Raw genomic sequence first — 25,644 nt, forward strand, 5'->3', positions numbered from 1 at the left:
ATGTATATAGCAGTTTTAATAATAATTTTTCTTTTGGTTTTAATAGAGAATTATAACTTAGTTTCTTTGGGAAAAAAAAATTATTTTTATTTTTCGTTAGGATTGTTGTTTGTTTTGCATGATGGCTTACGTTGGAATATGGGAACGGATTTTCAGGTCTATTTAGATCATTTCAATTTTCCCAATATAAAAACGAATAAAACTAAAAATTTTGAAATATTATACCAAAAATTGGTTGAATTTTCTAGGTTATTATCGCATTCCTATACTTTTTTTCTTTTACTACATGCCACAATCATTTATTCATTATACATTACAGCCTTAAAAAAATACACGAAATATACTATTTTAGCACTTTCCTTTTTATATGTTTCAATGGTTGGTTTATTAGGCTGCAATAGGCAACTAATCGCAGTAGCAATATGTTTTTTTTCCATTCGTTTTATCGTGGAAAAAAAATGGTGGGTTTTTTTGGGTTTAATGGTATTAGCTTTCGGTTTTCATAAAACATCGATTGTGTTTTTAGTGATATTGTTTTTAGACAGAAAGATTAATAATAAAGTATTAATGGTAAGTTTGGTAATATGTATCCTATTGAGTATCTCGAATAGCGTAATGGGAATTTTTGAAATTGTCACACAAAAATTATTACCCTCATTGTTTGAACAACAGGCAAAAGCATTTTTATTTCATAATGATAATTTTAAGAATTCGCTATTAGGAACTTTTTTTGGGTTAATGAGGAAAGGCTTGCCCATATGCCTTTTGATTTACATTAAAGGAAAAGGATTTGAAAATAGATACTTCAACATAATATTTAATATTTTAGTTCTGGCATTCCTTTGCTACGTGCTTTTCAATAATAATTTACAGTTTTTGGTGGGTCGAATGATTATTTATTTTTCTGTTTTTGAATGTGTTGTTTATTCCTGGTTTTTTATGATTTTATATAATTCTAAAGAAAAGTGTACAGCACTATTGCTTTATACAGTTATGTGTATTGTTATATTTTTTCGATCTATTGCCATTTACCCTGAGTTATTTATTCCTTATAAGTCAGTATTTAGTCATTAAATATGGAAAGGTCGCAAATGTTGGATAAAGAAATTGCATTAGTTTATCGGTCTGAGAAAAATAAACGCTATAGCATTGAAACGCTATTTAAACCCTTTGATAAGCAAGTAAATATTCAAAAAATTATATTGCCTGAAGATTTAAATTCAATATATAATTTTTTTAAATTATGGGTGTTTTTATTGAAGATAAAACAAAAAGTGATTCATATAACGGGTGATGTTCATTATGTTGCTATACTACTCTTCTGGAAAAAAAATATAATAACTATTCATGATTTAAATCATTATGAAAATTTAAAAGGATTAAAAAAAATAATTTATGGGTTTATTTGGTTTTATTTGCCTTTAAAAATTGCTCATAAAATTGTTGCAATATCTCCATATACAAAAAAACAACTTCAAAATCATTTTAAGATTGATGAAAATAAAATAATAATTATACCAAATTCTTTTTTAAAATTTGAAACACCAAATTTCAGTTATCCTGAAAAAAATAATTTGTATTTTCAGATATTATGTGTTGGTAATACTGAAAATAAAAATATTGAAAGGTTAATAGATGCTGTTGAGGGAATTGATAAAATTAAAATACGCTTAATTGGAAAACAACCAGATGAATTATTAATTAAATTTAAAAATAAAAATATTAATTTTTCTATTGCATGTGATTTAACTAGGAATGAATTGTTTTATGAATATATTTGTTCAAATATCCTTTATTTTGCTTCTACAAAAGAAGGTTTTGGTTTGCCAATTTTAGAAGCACAATCTTTGGGGGTTCCTGTTATTACCTCCAATACTACGGCTATGCCTTTTGTTGCAGGAGATGGTACAGTTTTAGTGGATCCATATTCTATTGAGTCTATAAAAGAGTCAATATTATTATTCGTAAACGGTAAAATAAATCTTGAAGAATTAAAAGAAAAAGGTTATAAAAATATTGAAAGATTTTCGGAGCATATTTTTTTCGAATCCTATAATAAAATTTATGAAACAATTCGAAATGAAAATATTTAAAAAACACCATGATTCTAATTGACGCTTTATTTATAAATAATGGTGGAGGTAAAGTTCTGCTTGATTATTTAATTGAAGAAATTGAAAAGAAACGACTAAAAGTGCATTATCTTTTAGATGACAGAATCAAGAATACTATTCCAGAAATTTCTATCTGTAATAAAGTTTCTTTTCTACAAGGTAATATTTTTAAAAGGCATCATTTTTACAAAGTACATAAAAATGATTTTTCAAAAGTTCTTTGTTTTGCTAATTTACCTCCAACAATAAGATTAAATACTGAAGTTTACACGTATTTCCATCAACTAATATATATAAATATACCTACAGAATTTTCTTTTTTAGATCAGGTTAAATTCAGATTAAAAAGAATTATACTTAAGATTTTCGCGAAAAACACTAATTTTTGGATAGTTCAATCTAATTTGACAAAAAATAAATTTGGATTAAAATTTTCTTTCAATGAAAACCTTATTAAAGTACTTCCGTTTTATCCTCATTTTAGTTCTTTAAATGTAGTTTCTATTAAAAATAAGAATAGTTATTTATATGTTAGTAATGCTAATCCTCACAAAAACCACACAAGATTAATTAATGCATTTTGTGTTTTTTATGAAAAATATAAAATAGGCCAATTGATTCTAACAGTGAATAAGTATTTCCCTGAAGTTTTAGCATTAATTGATTTAAAACAAAAATCTGGATACCCAATTAAAAATATTGGTTTTGTAAACAGAGAAGAGTTAGAAAAAGAATATCAAAAAAGCGAGTTTCTTATTTTTCCTTCTTTAACAGAAAGTTTTGGATTAGGTTTAATTGAAGGAATAGAATGTGGATGTAAAATAATTGCAGCAGATTTGCCTTATACTTACGCGGTTTGTGAACCATCTGTTGTATTTGATCCTTTAAAAGAAGAAAGTATTTTTAAAGCTTTTGAGACTAGTTTAAATTATTACACAAATTTAAGTACGCCAAAAATTAATAATAAAATTAATGAATTAATTAATATTTTAGAAAATAGCCAATGCAACTAATTCAAAATAAAACCTTACTTATAACCGGAGGAACAGGCTCTTTTGGGAACGCTGTTTTAAACCGATTTTTAAAAACTGATCATTTCAAAGAAATCCGTATTTTTTCGCGTGACGAAAAGAAACAAGATGACATGCGAAATCAATTGAAAAGTGATAAACTCAAATTTTATATTGGAGATGTACGTGATTATGCTAGTGTAGAACGTGCCATGCGTGGCGTAGATTATGTATTTCATGCGGCTGCATTAAAACAAGTGCCTTCCTGTGAGTTTTTTCCATTAGAGGCGACTAAAACTAATGTTTTTGGTACTCAAAATGTGATTGATGCTGCAAGTGCTAACAAGGTAAAAAAAGTGATTTGTTTAAGTACAGACAAAGCGGCATATCCAATTAATGCTATGGGAATTTCAAAAGCATTAATGGAAAAAGTAGCCATTGCAGCTTCGAGGAATTTGACTGACACTACGGTTTGTTTGACCCGTTATGGGAATGTTATGGCTTCCAGAGGTTCTGTAATACCCTTATTTTTAAAACAAATAAAAGAAGGGAATACTTTAACCATTACAGATCCTAATATGACACGTTTTCTGATGTCATTAGATGAAGCGGTAGAACTCGTTTTGTTTGCTTTTGAACATGGAAATTCAGGGGATTTATTTGTAAATAAAGCACCGGCAGGTACCATAGGTGATTTAGCACAAGCGCTAAAAGAATTATGTAAGGCGGATAATGAAATCAAAGTTATTGGAACTCGACATGGGGAAAAATTGTATGAAACTTTGTGTACTAGAGAAGAAATGATGAAAGCGGAAGATATGGGTGATTTCTATCGAATAGCTGCGGATAATAGAGACTTAAATTATGCGAAGTACTTCTTTGAAGGAGAACAAGATATAGCGTTAATTGAAGATTATCATTCGCATAATACAGAACAATTAGGAATAGAGGGAATGAAAAAATTATTGTCAACATTACCTTTAATTCGCAAAGAAGTATTTGGAGAAGATGTAGCACAAATGCCAGGTTAATATTAAAACATTAAAAATGAAAAAATTAAAAGTAGCAACAATATTAGGGACTCGTCCAGAGATAATTAGATTAGCCGAATGTATTAAGCTTTGTGATACTTATTTTGAGCATATTTTAATTCATACAGGTCAGAATTATGATTATGAATTGAATGAGATTTTCTTTGAAGATTTGAATTTAAGAAAACCTGATTTTTTCTTAAATGTTGCGGGAAAACATTTAGGAGAAACTATTGGGAATGTTATTTCAAAGTCGTATGAAGTACTTTCGTCTGAAATGCCAGATGCCATTTTGGTATTAGGAGATACCAACAGTGTATTGAGTACTATAGCGGCTAAAAGATTGAAAATTCCAATATTTCACATGGAATCCGGAAACAGGTGTTTTGATCAAAATGTACCAGAAGAAATTAATAGAAAGATTTCAGATCATATATCGGATATAAATTTAACTTATACAGAACATAGTAGAAGGTATTTGCTAAGTGAAGGTTTTCGAAAAGACCATGTTTTTGTAACTGGTTCTCCTTTGTATGAAGTATTGAAAAAGAATGAGGATAAAATTCAAAGTTCGGATGTAGTATCAAAATTAAATTTAATAAAAGGGGAATATATAGTAGTAAGTGCACACAGAGAAGAAAATATTGATTTGAAAAATCAATTTGAAGTTTTGGCTGAGTCGCTCAATGCTGTAGCGGAAAAATATAAAATGCCAATTATTTTTTCAACACATCCAAGAACAAAAAACAGAATGCAAAAATCTAATTTTGTTTTTAATCCCTTAATTAAAAGTATAGCGCCATTAGGCTTTTTTGATTATGTTAAATTACAGCAAAATGCTTATGTAGTTCTTTCGGATAGTGGTACTATTAGCGAAGAGTCTGCAATGATGGGTTTTCCGGCTGTAAGTATTAGAACAAGTACCGAAAGACCTGAAGCGGTTGATGCTGGAACTATCGTTTTAGGAGGTGTAAGTACGGACAGTATGCTTAATGCAATAGAAATAACAAAAGGCCTAGCGATCAATGAAACAACACAATTGCCTTGGGAATACCTTGTTACTAACACATCTGAAAGAGTAGTGAAAGTAATTCAAAGTTACACTCCAATTGTTAATAAAGTAATTTGGGACAAATAATAAAAGGATGAAAAAAATATTAGTAATTGGCAGTAAAGGTATGGCTGGACATGTTGTACTTCAATCGTTGCCTCAGTTAGGTGAATATGAAGTATACGGTGTTGCCAGAAATATTGAGCCAACTGATCGATTGTTTAATCTTGATGTTAGTGATACTGTAGGATTAAAAAAGCTAATCGATTTAGAGTTTGATGTAATTGTAAATTGTATTGGGATATTAAATAAAGACGCCGAGGATAATCCACATAAAGCAATATGGTTCAATAGTTATTTTCCACATCTTTTAGAATCATTAACAAAAAACACTAAAACAAAAGTAATTAGTATCAGTACAGATTGTGTTTTTTCTGGGAAAAGAGGAGGCTATTCTGAAAATGATTTTAAAGATGGTATTGGGTTTTATGCGCAATCTAAGGCTTTGGGAGAAATTGTGAATGATAAAGATTGTACTATTAGAACATCTATTATTGGACCTGAAATAAATCAAGAAGGAATAGGTTTGTTTCATTGGTTTATGCAACAAAATAATGAAATTAGTGGCTATTCACAAGCCTTTTGGTCAGGGATTACCACTATTGAATTGGCCAAAGTAATTCATCAAACGATTCAACAAAATATAGCTGGATTAATTATAGTTGCAGGAGTAGAGAAAATAGATAAGTTTAGTTTACTGAAAATTTTCAATAAAGTTTTTAAAAATGATAAATTAATTATTTCAGAAAACCCTAGCTATAAAGTTGATAAAAGCATGCACAGCATAAGAATGGATTTTAATTACAAGGTTCCTACTTATGAGGAAATGATTTTGGAGATGAAAAGTTGGATTAATACTAATAGTTATAATTATTAATGAATATTTTAATTGTTACTCAATACTTTTGGCCAGAAGAGTTTCGCATTAATGATTTAGCTATTGATTTAGTTAAAAGAGGGAATACAGTTACTGTGTTAACAGGAAATCCAAACTATCCACAAGGAAAGTTTTTTAAAGGGTATGGCTATAATTATAAAATTGAAAATTATAAAGGAATTAAAATATATCGTGTGCCTATTATTCCACGAGGTAATAATAGTTTAATTCTAATTCTTAATTATTTGTCATTTGTCATTGCGGGTTCACTTTTTGCAATTTTTCATAAAATAAAATACGATAAAATATTTGCAGTAAATTTCTCTCCGATTACAGCATTGTACCCTGCAATTGTATATAAAAAACGTCATAAAACTCAGCTTTATATTTGGGTTCAAGATCTTTGGCCAGAAAGTGTAATTGCTGCAAGTAAAATTAGTTCAAAATTTATTCAAAAAGTTTTAACTAAAATGGTCGAAAATATATATAGTCAATCTGATAGAGTGTTATTGCAATCAGAAGGTTTTGTTTCGTCTGTAAAAGAAAAAGGAGTTACAGATGGGCAAATTGGCTATATACCCAATTGGGCAGAAGATTTATATAGTGATAGTTCTAATATCCAGATTGATAAATATAAAGAAGTTATTCCTAGTGGGTTTAAAGTTATGTTTGCTGGAAATATTGGTGAAGCTCAAGATTTTAATTCTATCGTTAAAGCTGCAGAACTTACTAGAAATATACCAGAAATAAAATGGGTTATTGTTGGTGATGGTAGGAAGAGAGCTTGGTTGGAATTAGAAATAGTTCGATTAGGGTTAGAAAAAACAATATTTCTTGTAGGTCGATATCCAGTTGAAGAAATGCCAAGTTTTTTTGTACACGCTGATATTATGTTGTTGACATTGAAAAATGAAGATATCTTTGCCTTAACAATACCATCAAAAGTCCAATCTTATATGGCTTTTGGTAAACCTATCATTGGAATGTTAAATGGAATCGGCTCTGATGTAATTACAAATGCAAAATGTGGTTATGTTGGTATGGCAGGAAATCCTAATTCATTAGCAGAAAATGTAATTAAAGCATATAGGTTAGATTCAAAAAAACTTTTTGAGATGGGAGTTAACGGTAAAAGATATTATGATGCTAATTTTTCTAAGACAATTGTTATAGATAAATTAATTGGGATATTTCTAGAATAAACTAAAAGACTATCACATAAATTGCGAAATGAGAATATAAAATACTCATTATTCTAAGAAAGTTATTACTAAATAATATCTATAAGAATTTCGCACATTCTTTTTGTAAAAAGTCCCTTTCTAGAAATGTTTTATTTTAAACTATTTATTTAATATTAGCTAAAAATGATTACCACTAAAATGACGCCAACAATAATAAAAGGGAACTTTCATTCCGATTCAAGAGGTATTTTGTTTTATAACAATGAATTTGATACAACTTCCATAAAAAAAATCTATCTTTTAGAAAATAGAGACACAAATTTAATTCGCGCATGGCAAGGACATAAAATAGAACAACGATGGTTTTCAGTTATAAAAGGTACTTTTAAGATACGTTTGATATTTATAGATAATTGGGAACAACCGCTGCATAATTTAAATAAAATAGAGTTTGTTTTGCTTTCGGATAAATTAGATGTTTTGCATGTTCCTGCAGGATATGTAAGCAGTATTCAGGCTATTGAAAAGAATTCGAAGTTGTTGGTTATGGCTGATTATAGCTTTGGTGAGATTAATGATGAATATCGTTTCGTTGATGATTATTTTGATTAATTAGGAATAAAATATAAAAAATATTTTTTTAAAGGTTTCACTTTTTTTTGTTTAACTACTTGCAAAAAATAACACTTAAAACACATAAGTATATGTTTAATAGAGTACTATCATTACTTTTTTTAGTATTGTTTTCGCCCCTTTTTTTAGTAACTGCATTATTTATTTTTTTTGAAGATGGTTTTCCTGTTTTTTTTAAACAAAAAAGAGTGGGAAAGGATTATACATTTTTCGAAATTTACAAGTTTCGTTCCATGAGGAAAAACACACCGAATGTAGCCACCCATTTATTAGATAATCCATCCCAATATATTTTAAAAATTGGAGGCATTATTCGAAAATTGAGTTTGGATGAATTGCCTAATCTCATTAATGTAATAAAAGGAGATATGGTTTTTGTTGGGCCACGACCAGCATTATATAATCAAGATGATTTAATGGCATTGCGTGTAAAGGCTGGAGTAGAAAAATTAAAACCCGGTATTACAGGATGGGCACAGATAAATGGCAGAGATGAAATTTCATTAGAAGCTAAAGTAGCGTTGGAGAAAGAATATTTGGAACGAAAATCATTTGGTTTCGACCTCAAAATTGGGGTCCTTACTTTTGCAAAGGTACTGAATACCCACGGGGTGAAGCATTGAAAAGTTTAATCGGTTAGGAAAAGTTTAATCGGTTAATCGAAAATAGGATGCTAAATATTGATTAACCACTTAACCAGTTAAACATTTAACCAACTAACCAATTCACCAGTTCACCAATGACTAAACGCCTATTCGACATTTTTTTTTCCTTACTTGGGCTTTTTGTTGTGGGTTGGCTTATCCTAATCCTTTGGATTTTAGCTTCATTTGACACCAAATCGAATGGTTTTTTTATACAAGAACGTATCGGCCAATTTGGGAAACCGTTTAAAATAGTCAAACTAAAGACGATGCATCCTCTAACAGCTAAGATTTCAGTTTTGGGTTCGTTTCTCCGGAATTCTAAGATGGATGAATTACCACAATTATGGAATATCTTCATAGGTAATATGAGCTTTGTAGGTCCAAGACCCGATATTGTGGGCTATTATGATACTTTGCAAGGGGAAGACCGGAAAATATTAGAATTAAAACCTGGTTTAACAAGTACAGCTTCACTTAAATATTATAATGAGGAAGTCCTATTGGCACAGGTAGACAATCCTATGCAATACAATGACGAAATTCTTTTTCCAGATAAAGTAAAATTAAATTTAGAATACTATTATAATCATAGTTTTCTTGGAGACCTTAACATACTTTGGAAAACAATTTATGGATAATTTGACTTTTGATTGTTCTAATAAAATCTAAAATCATCAATAAAACATATTTTTTACTAGGGGTAATTCCCTATATTTGCCAACTTTAAAAAGTGTATCACATGAAGTATTTCTTTGTTTTAAAAAAAACAATCCCATTCCTATTAATTTTTCTTTTGTTTTCTTGTGCGCAAAGAAAGGATTATGTTTATTATCAAAATATTGATGGATTAGCCAATTCAGAAAAAGCTAATTCTTACGAAATTAAAATACAAGCTGATGATTTATTGATGATAATTGTGGCAGCTGATGATCCCGAAACAGCGCTCCCTTTTAATTTATCGACCGTCAGTGTGCCATTAGCAAATGGTTCAATCGCAGGTCAAGGGCAGCTAACAATGCAATCGTATCTAGTTGATGCTCCAGGTACTATTGATTTTCCAATTTTAGGAAAATTGAAAGTCAGTGGTTTGACACGTTCCCAATTATTAGAACTTTTGGAAGGGAAAATTGCCAAATACATCAAAAACCCAATTATTAACATTCGAATCATGAATTTTAAAGTTTCGGTTCAAGGGGAGGTAAATAATCCCGGAACTTATCCAATTAATTCGGATCGAGTGACTTTAATCGAAGCTTTGAGCATGGCGAAGGATTTGACCATCTACGGTAAAAGAAACAACATTCTCATTATCCGCGATCTTAACGGTACAAAATCGTACAATCGCGTCGATATTACTAAAGCGGATTTTATCAACTCTCCTTTTTATTATCTTTCCCAAAATGATGTTGTGTATGTAGAGCCCAATAAGACCAGAATCAATGGAGCGGCAGTGGGAGCCAATACTGGGGTCATCATTTCTATTACTTCTTTAATAATCACCTTAATAACTTTAATTGTTACCACTTCAAAATAGATTTATGGATAATAATAATTTTTCAGACGAAGATCAAAACGAAGATTTTAATTTAAGAGATACTTTAGAGTTATATCTTAATCAATGGCAATGGTTTGTATTGACAGCTTGTATTTGCGTATTTATAGCGTATACTTATTTACGTTATGCAACACCTCAATACCAAGCCTCTACAACCATTTTGGTAAAAGATGATAGAAAAGGGGGGATGCTATCGGAATTATCTGCTTTTACAGATTTAGGGATAGGCGGAAGTGGGGTTAAAAGTAATTTGGACAATGAAACCGAAATTCTAAAATCGAGAACCTTGATCGAAAAAACAATCAAGAAGCTGGATTTAAATGTTATAATTGTTGAAAAAGGGAATGTTAAAAAGAGTGAACTATATCTGGATAAAAAAATAGAAGTAAATTTCACAAATAAGAAACCTTCTTTTTATACGGATAAAATGGTCTTTCAGTTAGTAGAATTAACGCCAACTACTTTTGAATTGGAATTTAATTTTAGCGAAGTAAGCAAGCCTTTATCCTTAAAAAATAAAAAAGTATTTCACTATGGGGAACTAATTCCAACGCCAAACGGCGATTTAATTATTACAAAAGAGAAACAATTAAATAACCTTTCCGAAGAAACGAATAGATCATACACCATAATGGTAAATCCATTAAATGACGTAGTTGGAAGTTATTTGAGTAGAATTAAAATTAATCCAGTCAGTAAAACCAGTAGTGTAGTAGAAATTTCAATTACGGATCCTATTACCAAAAGGGCGGAAGATTTTCTGGATAATCTAGTTCAAATTTATAATGAAGAAGCCGCTACTGATAAAAGTTTTATTTCAGAAAGTACTTCAAAATTTATTGCCAACCGATTGTTATTGATTACACAGGAATTAGATGGTGTGGAGAAAGATGTTCAACATTTTAAAACCACCAATAAATTGACTGATATTGAGACCGAAGCCCAATTGTTTATTAAAGGAGCTGATGAATACAATAAAAAAAGAATAGAAACCGAAATTCAATTGAATATGGTTTCTTCAATGTCAGATTTTATCAAGAAAAGTGCTCCTTCGGACTTACTGCCTGCTAATATGATTGCAGGTAAAGGAGAGGAGACTAGTATCATAGGATCCTATAATCAATTGGTGTTGGAACGCAACCGAATTTTAAAATCGGCAACAGTAGAGAATCCTACTGTAATTAAATTAGATCAACAACTCGCTTCCTTGAAATTGAATGTGAGAGAAAGTTTGGCTAGAATGCAAACGAATTTGACCATTCAAAAGAGAGATTTGAAAGGGCAAGAAGGATTGTTAGATTCAAAAATTGGTGATATTCCGGTTCAAGAGCGTCAATTCAGAGTGATTGCCCGCCAGCAAAAAGTAAAAGAGGAATTGTATTTGTATTTATTACAAAAACGGGAAGAAACAGCCATCTCGTTAGCAGCAACCGAACCTAATGCCAGAGTAATTGATTCAGCTCAGGCATCTAAAATACCAGTTTCTCCCAAAAAGAGTATTATTTATTTGGCAGCCTTGTTGTTAGGATTGCTAATTCCTTTTAGTATTCTCTATGTGATTGATTTATTAGATACTAAAATTAAAAGTCGTTTCGATATTACCAGCAAATTTGACATTCCCTTTTTAGGAGATATTCCAAAATCAATTACTCCTAGTGAAATGATTGATGCCACCAGCAGGACTGGTACCGCCGAAGCACTTCGAATTGTGAAAACAAATTTGGACTTTATGTTGAGTCAGGTTCCCGAAGAGGAAGCGAAAGTTGTATTTTTTACCTCGACAGTACCAGGAGAAGGAAAAACATTTTTGTCGGTTAATTTAGCTGCAACGATGGCATTATCTGGAAAAAAAGTATTACTGGTAGGAATGGATTTACGGAATCCAAAATTAGGGGAATATATAGAAGCTCCAAGCGCACATGGTTTGACAGATTATATATCTTCCAATAAAGCTTCAATTAATGACTATATTTTTAAATCAAAAATATTCGAGAATTTATCCATTCTTCCTGCGGGAATCATTCCGCCAAATCCTACGGAATTATTAATGAGTAAAAAAATTGGAGAATTATTTAACCAATTCAAAAAGGAATATGATTACGTAGTTGTCGATATGGCTCCAGTGAGTATGGTTTCAGACACTTTGATGTTGTCTAAATTTGCAGATGCTACTTTATATGTGATACGTGCCAATGTTTTAGATAAAAGGATGTTGCATATTCCAAAAACTTTGTATAAAGAGCGTAAATTAAAAAATATGGCTGTTGTACTTAATGATACAGTATTAAGTAAAAGCTATGGTTATGGCTACGGTTATGGTTATGGAATAAAAGAAGAAGAAAAACCCTGGTTCAAAAAAATTTTTAATCAATAATTAAAAGAGGCTTTGGCCTCTTTTTTTGTTTAGATTGTATTTTTGTGGGTTAACTGTTTAATCGTTTAATTGTTTAACTGCTTAATCGTTTTTTAGGTACGAGATTACGATTAACCAGTTCACCCTTTTGCTAACCGATTAACCTTTTCCCTAACCAATTAACCCCTTCCTAACAGATTAACCCTTTCCTAACCGATTAAACTTTTCCTAACCGATTAAACTTTTCCCTAACCAATTGACCTTTTCCCTAACCAATTAACCCCTTCCTAACCGATTAACCCTTTCCTAACCAATTAAACTTTTCCTAACCAATTAACCCCCTAACTGATTTACCTTCTCAAACAAATTACTACATTTGTCGTTATGGAATTTTCATCAAAACTATTGGAAAAAGCAGTCAATGAAATGGCACAATTACCCGGAATAGGCAAACGAACTGCTTTGCGATTGGTCTTGCATTTATTGAAACAACCCAAAGAGCAAACCCGTTTTTTAACGGAAGCAATAACAACGATGCGGGAAGAAGTCAAATTTTGCAGGAGTTGTCATAATATTTCGGATAATGATGTTTGCGAAATATGTGCCAATACCAAAAGAAACCAGCAAATTATTTGTATTGTGGAAGACATTCGTGATGTCATGGCAATCGAAAATACAGGCCAATTTAGAGGAATTTATCACGTTCTGGGAGGTAAAATTTCACCCATTGAAGGTGTTGGACCGAGCCAGTTAAACATCAATACTTTAGTTGAAAAAGTAAAGTCAGGATCCGTTTCCGAAATTATTTTTGCATTAAGCTCTACCATGGAAGGGGATACCACCAATTTTTATATCTACAAACAAATTCAAGAGTGCGATATTATAACTTCTACAATTGCCAGAGGTATATCTGTGGGAGACGAATTAGAATATGCTGATGAGGTAACCTTGGGCAGAAGTATTTTGCAAAGAGTACCTTTTGAAAAGTTTTTTAAGAATAATTAAAATTTAGCCGTTGGTTACTAAGCGGTTTAATTTGTCATTCTGTAGGACACGAGCGAAAGCGAACGGGCGAAGCAATCTCAATTATAGTGAGCAACTTGTGTGAGACGCTTTACAGCGCGACAAATGAGGAGTGAGCAACTTGTAGGAGCCGCTTTTTTCTTAACTTAATGACATTGGACGAGCACCAAATTGGGCAAATTTAAAAGTAAAGCTGTCGCATTACTAGTAAAAACGAAGTGACGTGCTGAAACAACATAAAGGGGATATTGATACTATGGTTCATCCGTTCGAAGAAGATGGTCGCGCTCTATATAAAAGATCAGGTTTTAGTTCGTCAGTTCGAGGTAGAATTTTTTTTACCAAAAAAAGCAATATAAAATAACGTATTATTCTTATGTTTTTATTTTGTTAAATTATTGATTTTCAATACATTAAACAAAAACGTCAATGGTAGTGGTTTTTAAAGCCACACAAATGTTGATGAATAAAAATAATAGTATAGCTTTAAAAATTGTATCGAGAACCATGCGTTATCTAAAAACTTCTTGATTCATTTTTACTAGTAAAGCTGTCGCATTATTATTATTAAAAACACTCGAAGAGACGGGAATTGAGAGTTAGTAAGGAATTTAGTTTGTTTTAATAAAAGCCACTCCTACGTTAATTTACGTAATCCTGCTTTTGAGCGGGATTGTATCGAGAACGGTTTTAATTAGTAAAAAAAGTATAAAAATATTTATTAAATCGCGATATTTTTAATTTGTTAAATGAAAAGCTATATTTGTTTCAAAATAAGAAAAATGAACAACGCCGTTTTATATTTAGTGTTAGGAATCAGTATGTTATTCGTTTCTTGTATTCCTAATAAAGACCTTATTTATTTACAAAATAAAAACGGAACCGAAACGGCAGCACCCATTTCAGAAGTAATGCAAAAGCCCTATAGACTTCAAATTAATGATGTTTTAAGTATTTCAATAAAAGCCAATGATCCAAAATTAGTAACTATTTTTAATACTACAAACCAAGGGGAAGCAGGTAAATCAAGCACAGCATTATATTTTGATGGTTTTACAGTAGACGATCATGGGAATATTAGAATTCCTGTTTTAGGAGACATAAATGCGATTGGATTTACCGTTGAGGAATTGCAAAATAAAATTGAGAAACAACTCCTGTCGGAATATTTCAAAAAAGAGGCTAACATTTTTGTTACAGTAAAACTGGCTGGATTTAAGTATACGATTACTGGTGAGGTAGGCAGTGTAGGTACTAAATTTTTATTTCAAGATCATGTCAATATTATGGAAGCCATTGCTAATTCGGGTGATATTACCCTAACAGGAAATAGAAAAGCAGTGACAATTATTCGTCAATTGCCTTCAGGAATTGAGATGCACAACATTGATCTAACAAATATTAATGCCTTAAAATCGCCCTATTTTAATTTACAACCCAATGATTTTATCTACGTAAAACCATTAAGACAAAAAAGTTGGGGAACGGGGAAAACAGGGATAGAATCGCTAGGATCCATAATGACCTTAATTTCGCTGATAACGACTACAATTTTAATATTAAAATTATAATATAAATCCAAAAATGTTAGATATAAAAGATTTTTCGATTTTTGAAGGCCAAGCTAGTTTCGATTTTAAAGGATTATTAGTTCAAATCGGGAGTTATTGGAAATGGTTTTTATTAAGTCTAATCATCACTTTTACGATTGCATATCAAGTCAACATACGTAAAGAGAAAATTTACGCTATGGAAACGCTCATATCTGTAAAAGAAGAAAGCAATCCGCTTTTTACTTCTACCACCAGTTTGGTTTTCAATTGGGGTGGAACTTCAGATCAAGTTCAAACAGTAGCAACTACATTACAATCCAGATCTCATAATGAGTTAGTTGTTGGGAAATTACAATATTATATTAGCTACCTCTCACAAGGAAAATACAATATTGTGGACGCTTACGGAGCGGTTCCTTTTTATGTAACTATTGATAAAACAAAAGGGCAATTAGCAGGAAGTCTTATCAAAATTAAATTTTTGAGCGAAAACGAATATGAAATCCGGATTCCTTTTGGAGGGAATAGTGTTTCTCTAATTTCTTATTTTGATAATTCCTATAGTACAACAGCTGTAGCTAAAGGGGAATTTGTCAAAAGATACAAAGTAGGTGCACAGGTGAGCCTCCCTTTTTTAAATTGGAAATTACAAATAAAAGACAAACCAGGTTTTTATACTGGGAATGAATATTTTGTACTATTCAATGATTTTGATGGTACTGTTGCAGGTTACCGAGGTATCAATGTAAAATCAGATGATCGCGGTGGTTCCATAATTACCCTTGGAATGCAGGGTGCGAACAAGGCACGAATGGTTGAATACTTGAATGAAACTGTTAAAATGCTTATTAAAAGGCAATTGGATGATAAAAATCAATTTGCCACCAATACGATTGCATTTATTGACAGTACACTAGTTGCAATGGAATCGCAATTAAAAGAAACGACAAACGAATTAAAATCGTTTAAAAGAGGAAAAAAAATCTACGATATCGAAGATAATGGGGCTAATTTTTCGGGTCAAATTATGGAATTTGATGTCAAGAAAGATGAAATTACCCGTAAAACTGCCTATTATAATTCCCTAAAATCGTATTTAAAAAACAGTGTAGACTATGCCAAACTTCCGGCACCGTCTGTTGCAGGAATTGATGACCCTAATATCGTAATGAATATTTCAAAATTAATTTCACTTTCGACCCAAAGATCTGAAATGGCCTATGCCGTAAAAAGCGATAAAATATTTCGGGATTTTGACAATCAAATGGAAGCAATCAAGAAGGTGCTTCTGGAAAATATTACAACTGCCAAAGCCTCTTTGCAATATGATTTAGCGGCGGTCAATGCCAAAATAAGTTCCACTGAAAGTACTATAAAACAATTGCCTGACGATCAACAAGAGCTCATTAAAATCAAACGAAAATACGATTTAAGCGATAATATATACAGTACGTTTCTTCAAAAAAGAAGTGAGGCTGATATTGTAAAAGCAGCTAACTTATCGGACATCCATTTTATAGATCCGGCCAAAGATATAGGTGGTGGACAAATAGGACCTAAAACAAAGGTGAACTATGTATTAGCGTTTTTTTTGGGATTACTTATTCCATTACTTTTTGTATTTGGAATATTCTTGATTAATAATTCGATTCTAAATACGGATGATATTAATAAACTGACACAAATTCCGTTAATAGGTGTGGTAGGTGTCAATAGGGAAATAACTAATTTAGCAGTTTTCGACAAACCAAAATCAGCATTATCGGAATCATTTAGAGCACTTCGATCCTCGCTTCAATTTTTATACAAACAACAAAAAGTAGCGGGAGGCAAAACGCTCATGATTACTTCATCAGTCAGTGGGGAAGGAAAAACATTTTGTTCCATTAACATTGCAACGATATTTGCATTAAGCGAAAAAAAGACGGTTATTATTGGCGTCGATTTAAGAAAACCAAAGTTATTTGAAGAATTCGATTTGACCAATGAAGTGGGGATAGTTAATTACTTAATCAACCAGAAAACAATTGAAGAAATTACGCAAAAAACAAAAGTTCCCTATCTTGATGTAATTGTTTCTGGTCCTATTCCTCCTAATCCGGCCGAAATGATTATGAGTGATGGAATGGGAGATTTACTAGCAGAATTAAAGAAAAAATACGATTATATAATTCTGGATACGCCTCCTGTTGGTTTGGTTTCAGACGCAATGGAACTGGCTCAATACTGTGACGTTATTTTGTATATTGTAAGACAAAACTTCTCTAAAAAGGAGATGATTTCTCAACTGAATAACCGGGTCAAACGTGGAGAACTAAGCAATGTGAGCATTGTTTTGAATAGTTTTGAAAACAAAGCGAAGTATGGAGCAGGCTACGGCTACGGTTATGGCTATGGTTACGGTTACGGGGTGTATTCTAGCGGCTATCATGACGAGGATAAGCCAAGGAATTTTTATGAAAAATTAGTTCAAAAAATACGTAAAATGCGCAATTCATAAGACATTGTTATAAATATAAATAGAATGATAGAAGAAACGAAAAAAAGTATATTAATTACGGGAGGTGCAGGATTTATTGGAACGAATCTATGTGATTATTTTTTGTCAAAAGGATATAAGGTAGTTTGTTTGGATAATTTTGCAACGGGTCACCGTCATAATCTTAAAGATTTTATTGATAATAGCAATTTTCGTTTGATTGAAGGAGATATTCGAAATTTAGAAGATTGTCAAAATGCAGTTAAGGGTGTAGATTATATTTTGCATCAAGCAGCCTTGGGTTCCGTGCCTAGATCAATAAAAGATCCAATTACCACTAACGAGGTGAATGTTTCTGGATTTTTGAATATGCTCGTTGCTGCTCGTGATGCCAAGGTAAAACGATTTGTTTATGCGGCAAGTTCCTCTACTTATGGCGATTCTCAAGGATTGCCAAAAGTAGAAGAAGTAATAGGGAAACCACTTTCACCTTATGCGATTACCAAATATGTAAATGAATTGTATGCCGAAATTTTCAGTAGAACCTACGGCTTAGAAACGATTGGTTTGCGTTATTTTAATGTTTTTGGACGAAAACAAGACCCAAAAGGAGCTTACGCTGCTGTAATTCCAAAATTTGTGATGCAATTAATGCAACTTGAAAGTCCTTTGATAAACGGCGATGGTAATTATTCCCGTGATTTTACCTATATCGATAATGTGATTCAAATGAACGAATTGGCAATGCTGACTCAAAACCCTGAAGCCATCAATACTGTTTTTAATACCGCTTATGGTGATCGAAACACTTTGAACGATTTAGTGTTCTATTTAAAAGATAATTTAGCGGAATATGATCCAAAAATAGCAGGAATAGCTATTGAATACGGACCTAATAGAGCAGGTGATATTCCTCACTCTTTGGCTAGTATTGAAAAAGCAAAAAAGCTATTGGGTTATGATCCTAAATTTTCTTTGCAAGAAGGATTAAAAGAAGCAGTAAGTTGGTATTGGGAGCATTTGAAATAAGACTACTTTTACTAAATTCGTCTTTACTGATAATTGACATTTCTCCTAACTATTTTCAAACATTAATCGTTTTCACTGAAAATAAATAATATTAAATAATGAATACAAAGATAAAAATAGCCGTTATCGGTTTGGGATACGTTGGTTTGCCTTTGGCACGATTGTTTGCTACCAAATACGCTGTTGTAGGATTTGATATTAATGAATCCAGAATCAATGCTTTAAAATTAGGGAATGATAGTACGCTCGAAATTGATGCTGACAGTTTAAAAAAAGTATTGGTTGATCGTACAAGTGAAGCCGTAGGTTTATATTGTACGTCATCCCTTGAAGATATAGCTGATTGTAACTATTATGTTGTTACCGTTCCAACACCTGTAGACAAGAACAACCGCCCTGATTTAACTCCATTATACAAGTCCAGCGAAACAGTGGCTAAAGTATTGAAAAAAGGTGATATTGTTATTTACGAATCCACCGTCTATCCTGGAGTAACTGAAGAAGAATGTGTTCCGGTATTGGAAAAAATATCAGGATTAAAATTTAATGTTGATTTTTTTGCAGGTTATTCGCCTGAAAGAATTAATCCGGGTGACAAGGAACATACGGTCGATAAAATATTGAAAGTCACCTCGGGTTCCACGCCAGAAATTGGACAAAAAGTAAACCTATTATACCAATCGGTCATCACAGCAGGAACACATCTTGCGCCATCAATCAAAGTGGCCGAAGCAGCTAAAGTAATCGAGAATTCTCAGCGAGATATTAACATTGCCTTTGTCAACGAATTGGCCAAGATTTTCAATATTTTGGATATTGATACCCATGCTGTTTTGGAAGCGGCAGGTACCAAATGGAATTTTCTTCCTTTCAAACCGGGTTTAGTTGGCGGACACTGCATAGGGGTAGATCCTTATTATTTGGCACAAAAAGCACAAGAAAACGGTTATCACCCTGAAATTATTTTGGCAGGGCGCCGCCTGAATGACAGTATGGGAGATTATGTGGCTTCGCAAGTGGTGAAGTTGATGATAAAAAAAGGAGTGGCTATTAATGGAGCGAGTCTTTTAATGTTGGGGATTACTTTCAAAGAGAATTGTCCCGATGTACGCAATACCAAGATAGTCGACGTGATCAGCGCCTTAGAGGATTATGGTATTAAAGTGAGTCTATTCGATCCTTGGGCAAATCCTGTTGAAGTTATGAAGGAGTATGGTATAACAACTTCAAATCAGCTGCCAACAACCACTTTTGATGCCGTAGTTTTGGGAGTTGCTCACAAGGAATTTTTGACTCTGGACATGAATTCTTTACGTAATGATAGCAGTATTCTCTATGATGTAAAAGGAGTTTTGGGTGCTATTGTCGATGGGAAGCTTTAGTTTTTAGCAATCAGTGATCAGAAAGTAGAAATCTGTGTTAAGTGGTCAGTGATTAGTGTACAGAAAATAGTTTGCAGAAGGCGATAATGTTAAATATTCAGATAGTATTTAGGTTAGATTAAAAATAAAGTTATAAAAAATAAGAAGATGAAAAAAATATTAATTACTGGAGGTGCTGGATTTATTGGCTCTCATGTGGTAAGACGTTTTGTGAAAAATTATCCGAATTACCAAATTTTTAATTTGGATGCTTTGACTTATGCTGGAAATTTGGAGAATATTACCGATATCGAAAAGGAAGCAAATTATACTTTCGTAAAAGGAGATATTACCGACGAACAATTTATAGCCAATTTATTCGAAGAACAACAGTTTGACGGAGTCATTCATTTAGCTGCAGAATCTCATGTGGATCGTTCGATTGAAGATCCTATGGCTTTTGTGAAAACAAATGTGATTGGAACAGTGAACTTGCTTAACGCTGCCCGAAAACAATGGGCGAATAATTCAGAAGACAAACGTTTTTATCATGTAAGTACGGATGAGGTTTATGGTTCTTTGGGTGCCGAAGGATTGTTTACAGAAACTACTCCTTATGACCCGAATTCTCCTTATTCTGCCTCTAAGGCAAGTTCAGATCATTTTGTAAGAGCTTATGGCGAGACTTACGGTATGCCTTATGTGTTGACCAATTGTTCTAATAATTATGGTCCAAACCATTTTCCCGAAAAATTGATTCCGTTATTTATAAATAATATTATAAATAATAAACCACTGCCTGTTTATGGAGATGGAAATTATACCCGAGATTGGTTGTTTGTTATAGATCATGCCGTTGCTATTGATTTAGTTTTCCACCAAGGGAAGAATCACGAAACCTATAATATTGGAGGTTTTAATGAATGGAAAAACATCGATTTGGTAAAAGTATTGTGCCAAATTATGGACACGAAATTAGGTAGAAACCAAGGGGAATCTGAAAAGTTAATTACTTACGTAAAAGACAGACCTGGTCATGATTTGCGTTATGCCATTGATGCGAATAAAATAAGCAAGGAACTCGGATGGAAACCGTCGGTGACTTTTGAACAAGGACTGGAAATTACCATCGATTGGTATTTAAGTAATAAGGAATGGCTCAATAGTGTAACTTCTGGTGATTACGAAAAATATTACGAGACGATGTACTCTTAAAAAGTGGTTAGTAAGTCGAAAATTTAAGAAATTGAAATAAAACAGTCTATGAATTGGTATGTAGTGTACACTAAACCCAAATGGGAAAAAAAAATAGCGGATCGATTGAATGCAATTGGTGTACATACGTATTGTCCTATGATTATTAGGGAGCGACAATGGTCAGATCGAAAAAAAAAGATAAGTGTCCCTTTGTTTAATTCCTATATTTTTGTTGAATTAGAAGATAAAGAGCGGAATAGGGTATTTGAAGTGCCGGGTGTTGTTCGTTATCTGTTTTGGTTAGGGAAACCGGCCATAGTAAAGAACTTTGAAATTGAAGCTATTCAGAATTGGCTTTCAGCTCCTGAAACATATAACTTGGAGTTGGATGATTGGAAAAAAGGAGATACAATTGTATTGGAGTCGGGGCCCTTTGTCAATCATTCTGCTATCATTAAAGAAGTGAAACAAAACCATTATCTTTTGATTTTAGAATCATTAGGTTGTGTTCTTCGAATAACTAAAAACGAGTTGTAATCTTTTTAATAGAATATTAGTTTAAATAAGATTGCTGAATATTGGTTTTTATAGCGCTGGTAGGTTGTTTTTAAATCAATAGATAGGCTGTGTATGCAAGATGTAGCTGTTGATTTACGAAACAATATTGTCTAAATAAAAAATGCATACTCTTTTTAATTTAATATAAATTTGTAAATATCGGTAGTGATAGTGAACTGTAATGGGATTCACTAAAGCGAAGCCGTGGAAAATTGTCAAATATTAAATTTATAATTAAATTTTTTACTCTCTCATGAGTTACTTTTGTACAATTATTTGTCTTAAAAAAATATTATAATCACAAATTATCAGAATTTAATAAATTTTTCAACCTTTATTTTTTCGTTTACATTTACAAAATATTATATATTATTGCATTATGAGAAAAATTTTTACTGTCATTTTATTGTTGTTAGTCTTTTTTCAATCGGGTATAATACAGGCGCAAGACTTATTAAAAAGTACGGATTTAAGCACACTAAAAGTAGATTATTTATCAGATAGTGATATAGCAAAAATTAAATTACAATTACAAAGTAACAATGCCACTATTGATCAAGTAAAACCTATGGCATTAGCCAAAGGAATGTCGGAAACTGAGTTCGACAAATTAAAGATACGATTAGGGGGTCAACAAACCACTATGAATGTTACCTCCACAAAGGATAATCAAAAAATAGATGCTAGGGAAACAGCACGAAAGCAAGAAAAAATTGTCAACAAGAAAATTAAAGACACAGTAAATGCCTTAGTTTTTGGATCGGAATTATTTGATAATCCAACGCTTAATTTTGAACCTAATTTAAATTTAGCTACTCCAGTAAATTATGTTTTGGGGCCTGGAGATGAAATACAGGTAAGTGTTTATGGAGTTCAGGAATTTAATGCGACTATTCCAATAACTGTTGAAGGTAAGGTCGATATACAATATGTAGGCCAAATTCCTGTTTCAGGGATGACAATTGAGGCAGCTACCCAAAAAATTAAAGCAGCTTTGGCAAGTGTTTACAGTACTGTAAGATCAGGTCAGTCTCAAGTTGAAGTAAGTTTGAGTGGCATTCGAACAATTAAAATAACACTAATTGGATCTAAACAACCAGGAAACTATTCGGTTTCATCATTGGCCACAGTGTACAACGCTTTGTTTTTAGGAGGAGGTCCAGGGGAAAATGGAAGTTACAGAAATATCGAACTCTTGCGTAATAACAAAGTGTACAAAAACATAGATATTTATAAGTTTTTGGTGAATGGTAATCAATCCGATAATGTAGGTTTGAAAGACAATGATGTGATCCGAATTCCGGCCTATACGCATAGGGTTACTATTGAAGGTGAAGTAAGACGTCCCGGCATTTTTGAGATGAAAGCAGGAGAAACCTTTAAAGATTTATTGACATTTGCTTCAGGATTTAATGATTTTGCTTATACGGCTTCTGTGAATATTTTGCAAAAAACCAATAAGGAATTTAAAGTAAAAGACATTCAAACGTCCGAATATGGGATATACAAGCCACTTGCTGGAGACGTATATCGGGTTTCCAAAATTTTAAATCGTTTCGAAAATCGCATTAAAATTGAAGGAGCTGTTTTTAGACCCAATATCTATTCTTATTATGACGGTATGAGGGTTTCGGATTTAATAAAACAGGCAGAGGGGTTAAAAGAAGATGCCTATACCAATAGAGCCACAATAATTCGTTTAAATTCTGATCTGACTACCGAAGTGACCCATGTAAATTTGGATAAAGTATTAGCGGGGGATTTAAATGCTGACATTAGTTTAAAAAGAGAAGATATTGTAACCGTTTATTCTATATTAGATTTTAAAGAAATATATAAAATAACAATTGATGGGGAAGTTAAAAACCCTGGTGAATATGACTATCACGATAATCTTACATTGAATGATTTAATAGTTCAAGCTGGTGGATTGTCTGGGGCTGCTTCGAATAGAGTAGAAATCGCCCGTATGAGAAAATCAAAAATAATTGATGACTCCAATCCAGAAAGAGTAGAATTGTTTACCCTTGAAATAACGCCAGAAAATAATGAACAATTAAATGTTTTTGTATTAAAACCTTTTGATGCAATTAATATACGTAAAATGCCAGTGTATAATAAACCGGAAATGGTGAGTATATCAGGAGCCGTACAATATAGTGGGAAATATGTTTTGGCCAGTAAAAAAGAAAAAATATATGATATTATACAAAGAGCTGGTGGACTTACAGCAGTAGCCAATTTAGACGGAGTAAAAATAAAACGACCTATTCAAGCCAAACAAATTGAAGATTTGGAAAATGTGGATTTGAATTTAGGTAAGAAAGATAGTATTCAAAAAAAGTTGACGAAAAAGCTAAAAGAAGATTTGAAATATTCAACCATTCCAGTGGAATGGAGAAAGATTTTGAAAGATCCTAATGACAATACGAATGTCACCTTATTTCCTGGAGATGAAATAGAAGTTTCGGTTTATAATGAAAGTGTAAAAGTAATAGGTAATGTATTGTTAACATCTGAGATTCCATATAGTAAAGGAAAAGGTTTTGGTTACTATTTAGATGCTGTAGGAGGTACTAATGCAAAAGGATGGAAGAAAAAAACCTATATTATTTATCCAAATGGTAAAGCGGCAGTTTCTAGCTCTTTCTTTTTTATCCGGTCCTATCCAAAGGTATTACCTGGATCACAGATTGTAGTGCCAGAAAAGCCAGAAACTCGAAAAATGAGTACAGGAGAATGGGTTAGTATTGGTAGTGTGATCACCAGCATTGCGCTGTTGATTGTAACTGCATTTAAACCGTGATTTTAAGTATTGCATTTTAATATAATTTCAGATTTTGGATTAATTGGAAAAATTGAACAGTATGATAAGTAACGAGCAGGCGTCTAATGATAATATTACGATAAAAATACTCATAGATAAAGTGATAGATTGGTATCGCTATTTTTATTCTCATAAGATTTTAATAATAATTGTAGTTGTAATTGGAGCACTAATAGGATTAGGATACTCTATAATTAACAAGCCAATTTATACAGCGACATTAACATTTGTTGTTGAAGATGAAAAATCTAGTGGTGGAATTGGTAGTGTTCTAGGTTTAGCTAGTTCTTTTGGATTAGATTTAGGTGGGGGTGGTGGTAATGTTTTTTCAGGTGCGAACTTGAATGAGTTGTTTATGTCACGTTCCATGGTTGAGAAAACTTTTTTAAGTCCCGTAAAAGTGGAGGGGAAAATTATTTCTCTGGCCGAAATGTTCATTCAAAATGCAAAATGGCGTGAAGCTTGGAATAAAAAACCAAAATTGGCAAAAATTCAATTTTCACCTAATGCCAATCGGAGTTTGTTTACCAGAACTCAAGACAGTATACTAGGAGTGATGTATAAAATCATAACAAAAAATAGTTTGTCGGTTTCTCAAAAGGATAAAAAGATTTCGATTATCAACATTGATATGTCATCTAATAATGAATTATTTGCTAAATATTTTTGTGAAGCTTTAGCTGATGAAGTAAGTGAATTTTATATTATGACTAAAAGTAAAAAAGCTAGAATGAATATGGCTATTTTAGAAAGGCAAACTGATTCCATTCGGGGAGAATTGAACCATGCTATCACTGGAGTAGCAGCGGCTAATGATAATGTTTTTAATTTGAATCCCTCGATTAATATCCGTCGAGTACCTTCTGCAAGAAAACAAGTAGATGTACAGGCTAATACAGCTATTCTAACAGAATTAGTTAAACAAACAGAATTAGCTAAAGTAACTATAAGAAGAGAAACGCCATTAATTCAAATTATTGACAGTCCTATTTTGCCTTTGGAAGTAGAAAAATTGGGTAAGTTGAAAGGTCTTGTGTCTGGTGGTTTCCTAGCAGGTCTTTTATTAGCTATTATCTTAATGTTTAAAAAACTGTTTTTGTAA

At 32.1% G+C, this 25,644-nt stretch carries 21 protein-coding genes; all 21 read left to right on the plus strand.

The window, feature by feature from the left end:
• The 21 genes from E0F76_RS04245 (at window position 1) to E0F76_RS04345 (ending at window position 25,644) form a co-directional block, all read left to right on the plus strand.
• Entirely contained in the window at window positions 1–1,074 is a 1,074-nt protein-coding gene (locus tag E0F76_RS04245; protein WP_132001840.1) for an EpsG family protein, read from the plus strand.
• A gap of 2 nt (window positions 1,075–1,076) precedes the next feature.
• On the plus strand, window positions 1,077–2,093 hold the full coding sequence (locus E0F76_RS04250; RefSeq protein WP_132001843.1) for a glycosyltransferase: 1,017 nt from the start codon (window positions 1,077–1,079) through the stop codon (window positions 2,091–2,093).
• 8 nt (window positions 2,094–2,101) lie between these two features.
• Complete coding sequence (locus tag E0F76_RS04255) at window positions 2,102–3,127, plus strand: glycosyltransferase (protein ID WP_132001846.1); 1,026 nt, start codon at window positions 2,102–2,104, stop codon at window positions 3,125–3,127.
• A complete protein-coding gene (locus E0F76_RS04260) occupies window positions 3,118–4,155 on the plus strand; it encodes a polysaccharide biosynthesis protein (RefSeq protein WP_132001849.1) in 1,038 nt (345 codons plus the stop codon). Before E0F76_RS04255 ends, E0F76_RS04260 begins: the two co-directional genes overlap by 10 nt.
• Before the next feature lie 16 nt (window positions 4,156–4,171).
• Complete coding sequence (gene wecB / locus E0F76_RS04265) at window positions 4,172–5,293, plus strand: non-hydrolyzing UDP-N-acetylglucosamine 2-epimerase (protein WP_132001852.1); 1,122 nt, start codon at window positions 4,172–4,174, stop codon at window positions 5,291–5,293.
• A 7-nt stretch (window positions 5,294–5,300) separates the two neighbouring features.
• Window positions 5,301–6,143, plus strand: a complete 843-nt coding sequence (locus tag E0F76_RS04270) for a sugar nucleotide-binding protein (RefSeq protein WP_132001855.1) — start codon at window positions 5,301–5,303, stop codon at window positions 6,141–6,143.
• Window positions 6,143–7,345, plus strand: a complete 1,203-nt coding sequence (locus E0F76_RS04275) for a glycosyltransferase family 4 protein (RefSeq protein WP_132001858.1) — start codon at window positions 6,143–6,145, stop codon at window positions 7,343–7,345. Before E0F76_RS04270 ends, E0F76_RS04275 begins: the two co-directional genes overlap by 1 nt.
• 165 nt (window positions 7,346–7,510) lie before the next feature.
• A complete protein-coding gene (locus E0F76_RS04280) occupies window positions 7,511–7,939 on the plus strand; it encodes a cupin domain-containing protein (RefSeq protein WP_246021980.1) in 429 nt (142 codons plus the stop codon).
• A gap of 92 nt (window positions 7,940–8,031) precedes the next feature.
• Window positions 8,032–8,583 (plus strand): sugar transferase, encoded by a 552-nt coding sequence (locus E0F76_RS04285; RefSeq protein WP_132001861.1) that lies wholly within the window; start codon window positions 8,032–8,034, stop codon window positions 8,581–8,583.
• Between the two features lie 116 nt (window positions 8,584–8,699).
• Window positions 8,700–9,245: a sugar transferase gene (locus E0F76_RS04290; protein WP_132001864.1), complete on the plus strand. Its 546-nt coding sequence runs from the start codon at window positions 8,700–8,702 to the stop codon at window positions 9,243–9,245.
• Between the two features lie 101 nt (window positions 9,246–9,346).
• Window positions 9,347–10,141, plus strand: a complete 795-nt coding sequence (locus tag E0F76_RS04295; protein WP_132001867.1) for a polysaccharide biosynthesis/export family protein — start codon at window positions 9,347–9,349, stop codon at window positions 10,139–10,141.
• Window positions 10,142–10,145: 4 nt separating this feature from the next.
• Window positions 10,146–12,536, plus strand: coding sequence for a GumC family protein (locus E0F76_RS04300; RefSeq protein ID WP_132001870.1), 2,391 nt, complete (start codon window positions 10,146–10,148; stop codon window positions 12,534–12,536).
• 363 nt (window positions 12,537–12,899) lie between these two features.
• The gene (gene recR, locus E0F76_RS04305) at window positions 12,900–13,520 is read left to right on the plus strand and encodes a recombination mediator RecR (RefSeq protein ID WP_132001873.1); all 621 of its coding nucleotides are present in this window, start codon (window positions 12,900–12,902) and stop codon (window positions 13,518–13,520) included.
• Window positions 13,521–14,320: 800 nt separating this feature from the next.
• Entirely contained in the window at window positions 14,321–15,109 is a 789-nt protein-coding gene (locus E0F76_RS04310; protein ID WP_132001876.1) for a polysaccharide biosynthesis/export family protein, read from the plus strand.
• 13 nt (window positions 15,110–15,122) lie between these two features.
• Window positions 15,123–17,591 carry a polysaccharide biosynthesis tyrosine autokinase gene (locus E0F76_RS04315; RefSeq protein ID WP_132001879.1) on the plus strand — a complete coding sequence of 823 codons (2,469 nt, stop codon included), beginning with the start codon at window positions 15,123–15,125 and terminating at the stop codon, window positions 17,589–17,591.
• 24 nt (window positions 17,592–17,615) lie between these two features.
• Window positions 17,616–18,599 (plus strand): SDR family oxidoreductase, encoded by a 984-nt coding sequence (locus E0F76_RS04320; RefSeq protein WP_165932632.1) that lies wholly within the window; start codon window positions 17,616–17,618, stop codon window positions 18,597–18,599.
• Between the two features lie 98 nt (window positions 18,600–18,697).
• Window positions 18,698–19,981: a nucleotide sugar dehydrogenase gene (locus E0F76_RS04325; RefSeq protein WP_165932633.1), complete on the plus strand. Its 1,284-nt coding sequence runs from the start codon at window positions 18,698–18,700 to the stop codon at window positions 19,979–19,981.
• Between the two features lie 147 nt (window positions 19,982–20,128).
• Window positions 20,129–21,175, plus strand: coding sequence for a dTDP-glucose 4,6-dehydratase (gene rfbB, locus E0F76_RS04330; RefSeq protein WP_132001882.1), 1,047 nt, complete (start codon window positions 20,129–20,131; stop codon window positions 21,173–21,175).
• Window positions 21,176–21,223: 48 nt separating this feature from the next.
• Window positions 21,224–21,694 (plus strand): UpxY family transcription antiterminator, encoded by a 471-nt coding sequence (locus tag E0F76_RS04335; protein WP_132001885.1) that lies wholly within the window; start codon window positions 21,224–21,226, stop codon window positions 21,692–21,694.
• Between the two features lie 400 nt (window positions 21,695–22,094).
• A complete protein-coding gene (locus tag E0F76_RS04340) occupies window positions 22,095–24,521 on the plus strand; it encodes an SLBB domain-containing protein (protein ID WP_132001888.1) in 2,427 nt (808 codons plus the stop codon).
• Between the two features lie 61 nt (window positions 24,522–24,582).
• Complete coding sequence (locus tag E0F76_RS04345) at window positions 24,583–25,644, plus strand: Wzz/FepE/Etk N-terminal domain-containing protein (protein WP_132001891.1); 1,062 nt, start codon at window positions 24,583–24,585, stop codon at window positions 25,642–25,644.

Source organism: Flavobacterium cellulosilyticum (assembly GCF_004349355.1).
GTDB lineage: Bacteria > Bacteroidota > Bacteroidia > Flavobacteriales > Flavobacteriaceae > Flavobacterium > Flavobacterium cellulosilyticum.

Excerpts from the sequence above, each read along its gene's own strand:
- E0F76_RS04285 (WP_132001861.1), top strand. The coding sequence starts at position 8,032 with ATGTTTAATAGAGTACTATCATTACTTTTTTTAGTATTGTTTTCGCCC.
- E0F76_RS04345 (WP_132001891.1), top strand. The coding sequence starts at position 24,583 with ATGATAAGTAACGAGCAGGCGTCTAATGATAATATTACGATAAAAATA.
- E0F76_RS04320 (WP_165932632.1), top strand. The coding sequence starts at position 17,616 with ATGATAGAAGAAACGAAAAAAAGTATATTAATTACGGGAGGTGCAGGA.
- E0F76_RS04335 (WP_132001885.1), top strand. The coding sequence starts at position 21,224 with ATGAATTGGTATGTAGTGTACACTAAACCCAAATGGGAAAAAAAAATA.
- E0F76_RS04290 (WP_132001864.1), top strand. The coding sequence starts at position 8,700 with ATGACTAAACGCCTATTCGACATTTTTTTTTCCTTACTTGGGCTTTTT.
- E0F76_RS04300 (WP_132001870.1), top strand. The coding sequence starts at position 10,146 with ATGGATAATAATAATTTTTCAGACGAAGATCAAAACGAAGATTTTAAT.
- E0F76_RS04250 (WP_132001843.1), top strand. The coding sequence starts at position 1,077 with ATGGAAAGGTCGCAAATGTTGGATAAAGAAATTGCATTAGTTTATCGG.
- E0F76_RS04315 (WP_132001879.1), top strand. The coding sequence starts at position 15,123 with ATGTTAGATATAAAAGATTTTTCGATTTTTGAAGGCCAAGCTAGTTTC.
- E0F76_RS04275 (WP_132001858.1), top strand. The coding sequence starts at position 6,143 with ATGAATATTTTAATTGTTACTCAATACTTTTGGCCAGAAGAGTTTCGC.
- E0F76_RS04260 (WP_132001849.1), top strand. The coding sequence starts at position 3,118 with ATGCAACTAATTCAAAATAAAACCTTACTTATAACCGGAGGAACAGGC.
- E0F76_RS04280 (WP_246021980.1), top strand. The coding sequence starts at position 7,511 with ATGATTACCACTAAAATGACGCCAACAATAATAAAAGGGAACTTTCAT.
- E0F76_RS04325 (WP_165932633.1), top strand. The coding sequence starts at position 18,698 with ATGAATACAAAGATAAAAATAGCCGTTATCGGTTTGGGATACGTTGGT.
- rfbB (WP_132001882.1), top strand. The coding sequence starts at position 20,129 with ATGAAAAAAATATTAATTACTGGAGGTGCTGGATTTATTGGCTCTCAT.
- E0F76_RS04255 (WP_132001846.1), top strand. The coding sequence starts at position 2,102 with ATGATTCTAATTGACGCTTTATTTATAAATAATGGTGGAGGTAAAGTT.
- E0F76_RS04295 (WP_132001867.1), top strand. The coding sequence starts at position 9,347 with ATGAAGTATTTCTTTGTTTTAAAAAAAACAATCCCATTCCTATTAATT.
- wecB (WP_132001852.1), top strand. The coding sequence starts at position 4,172 with ATGAAAAAATTAAAAGTAGCAACAATATTAGGGACTCGTCCAGAGATA.
- recR (WP_132001873.1), top strand. The coding sequence starts at position 12,900 with ATGGAATTTTCATCAAAACTATTGGAAAAAGCAGTCAATGAAATGGCA.
- E0F76_RS04310 (WP_132001876.1), top strand. The coding sequence starts at position 14,321 with ATGAACAACGCCGTTTTATATTTAGTGTTAGGAATCAGTATGTTATTC.
- E0F76_RS04340 (WP_132001888.1), top strand. The coding sequence starts at position 22,095 with ATGAGAAAAATTTTTACTGTCATTTTATTGTTGTTAGTCTTTTTTCAA.
- E0F76_RS04270 (WP_132001855.1), top strand. The coding sequence starts at position 5,301 with ATGAAAAAAATATTAGTAATTGGCAGTAAAGGTATGGCTGGACATGTT.
- E0F76_RS04245 (WP_132001840.1), top strand. The coding sequence starts at position 1 with ATGTATATAGCAGTTTTAATAATAATTTTTCTTTTGGTTTTAATAGAG.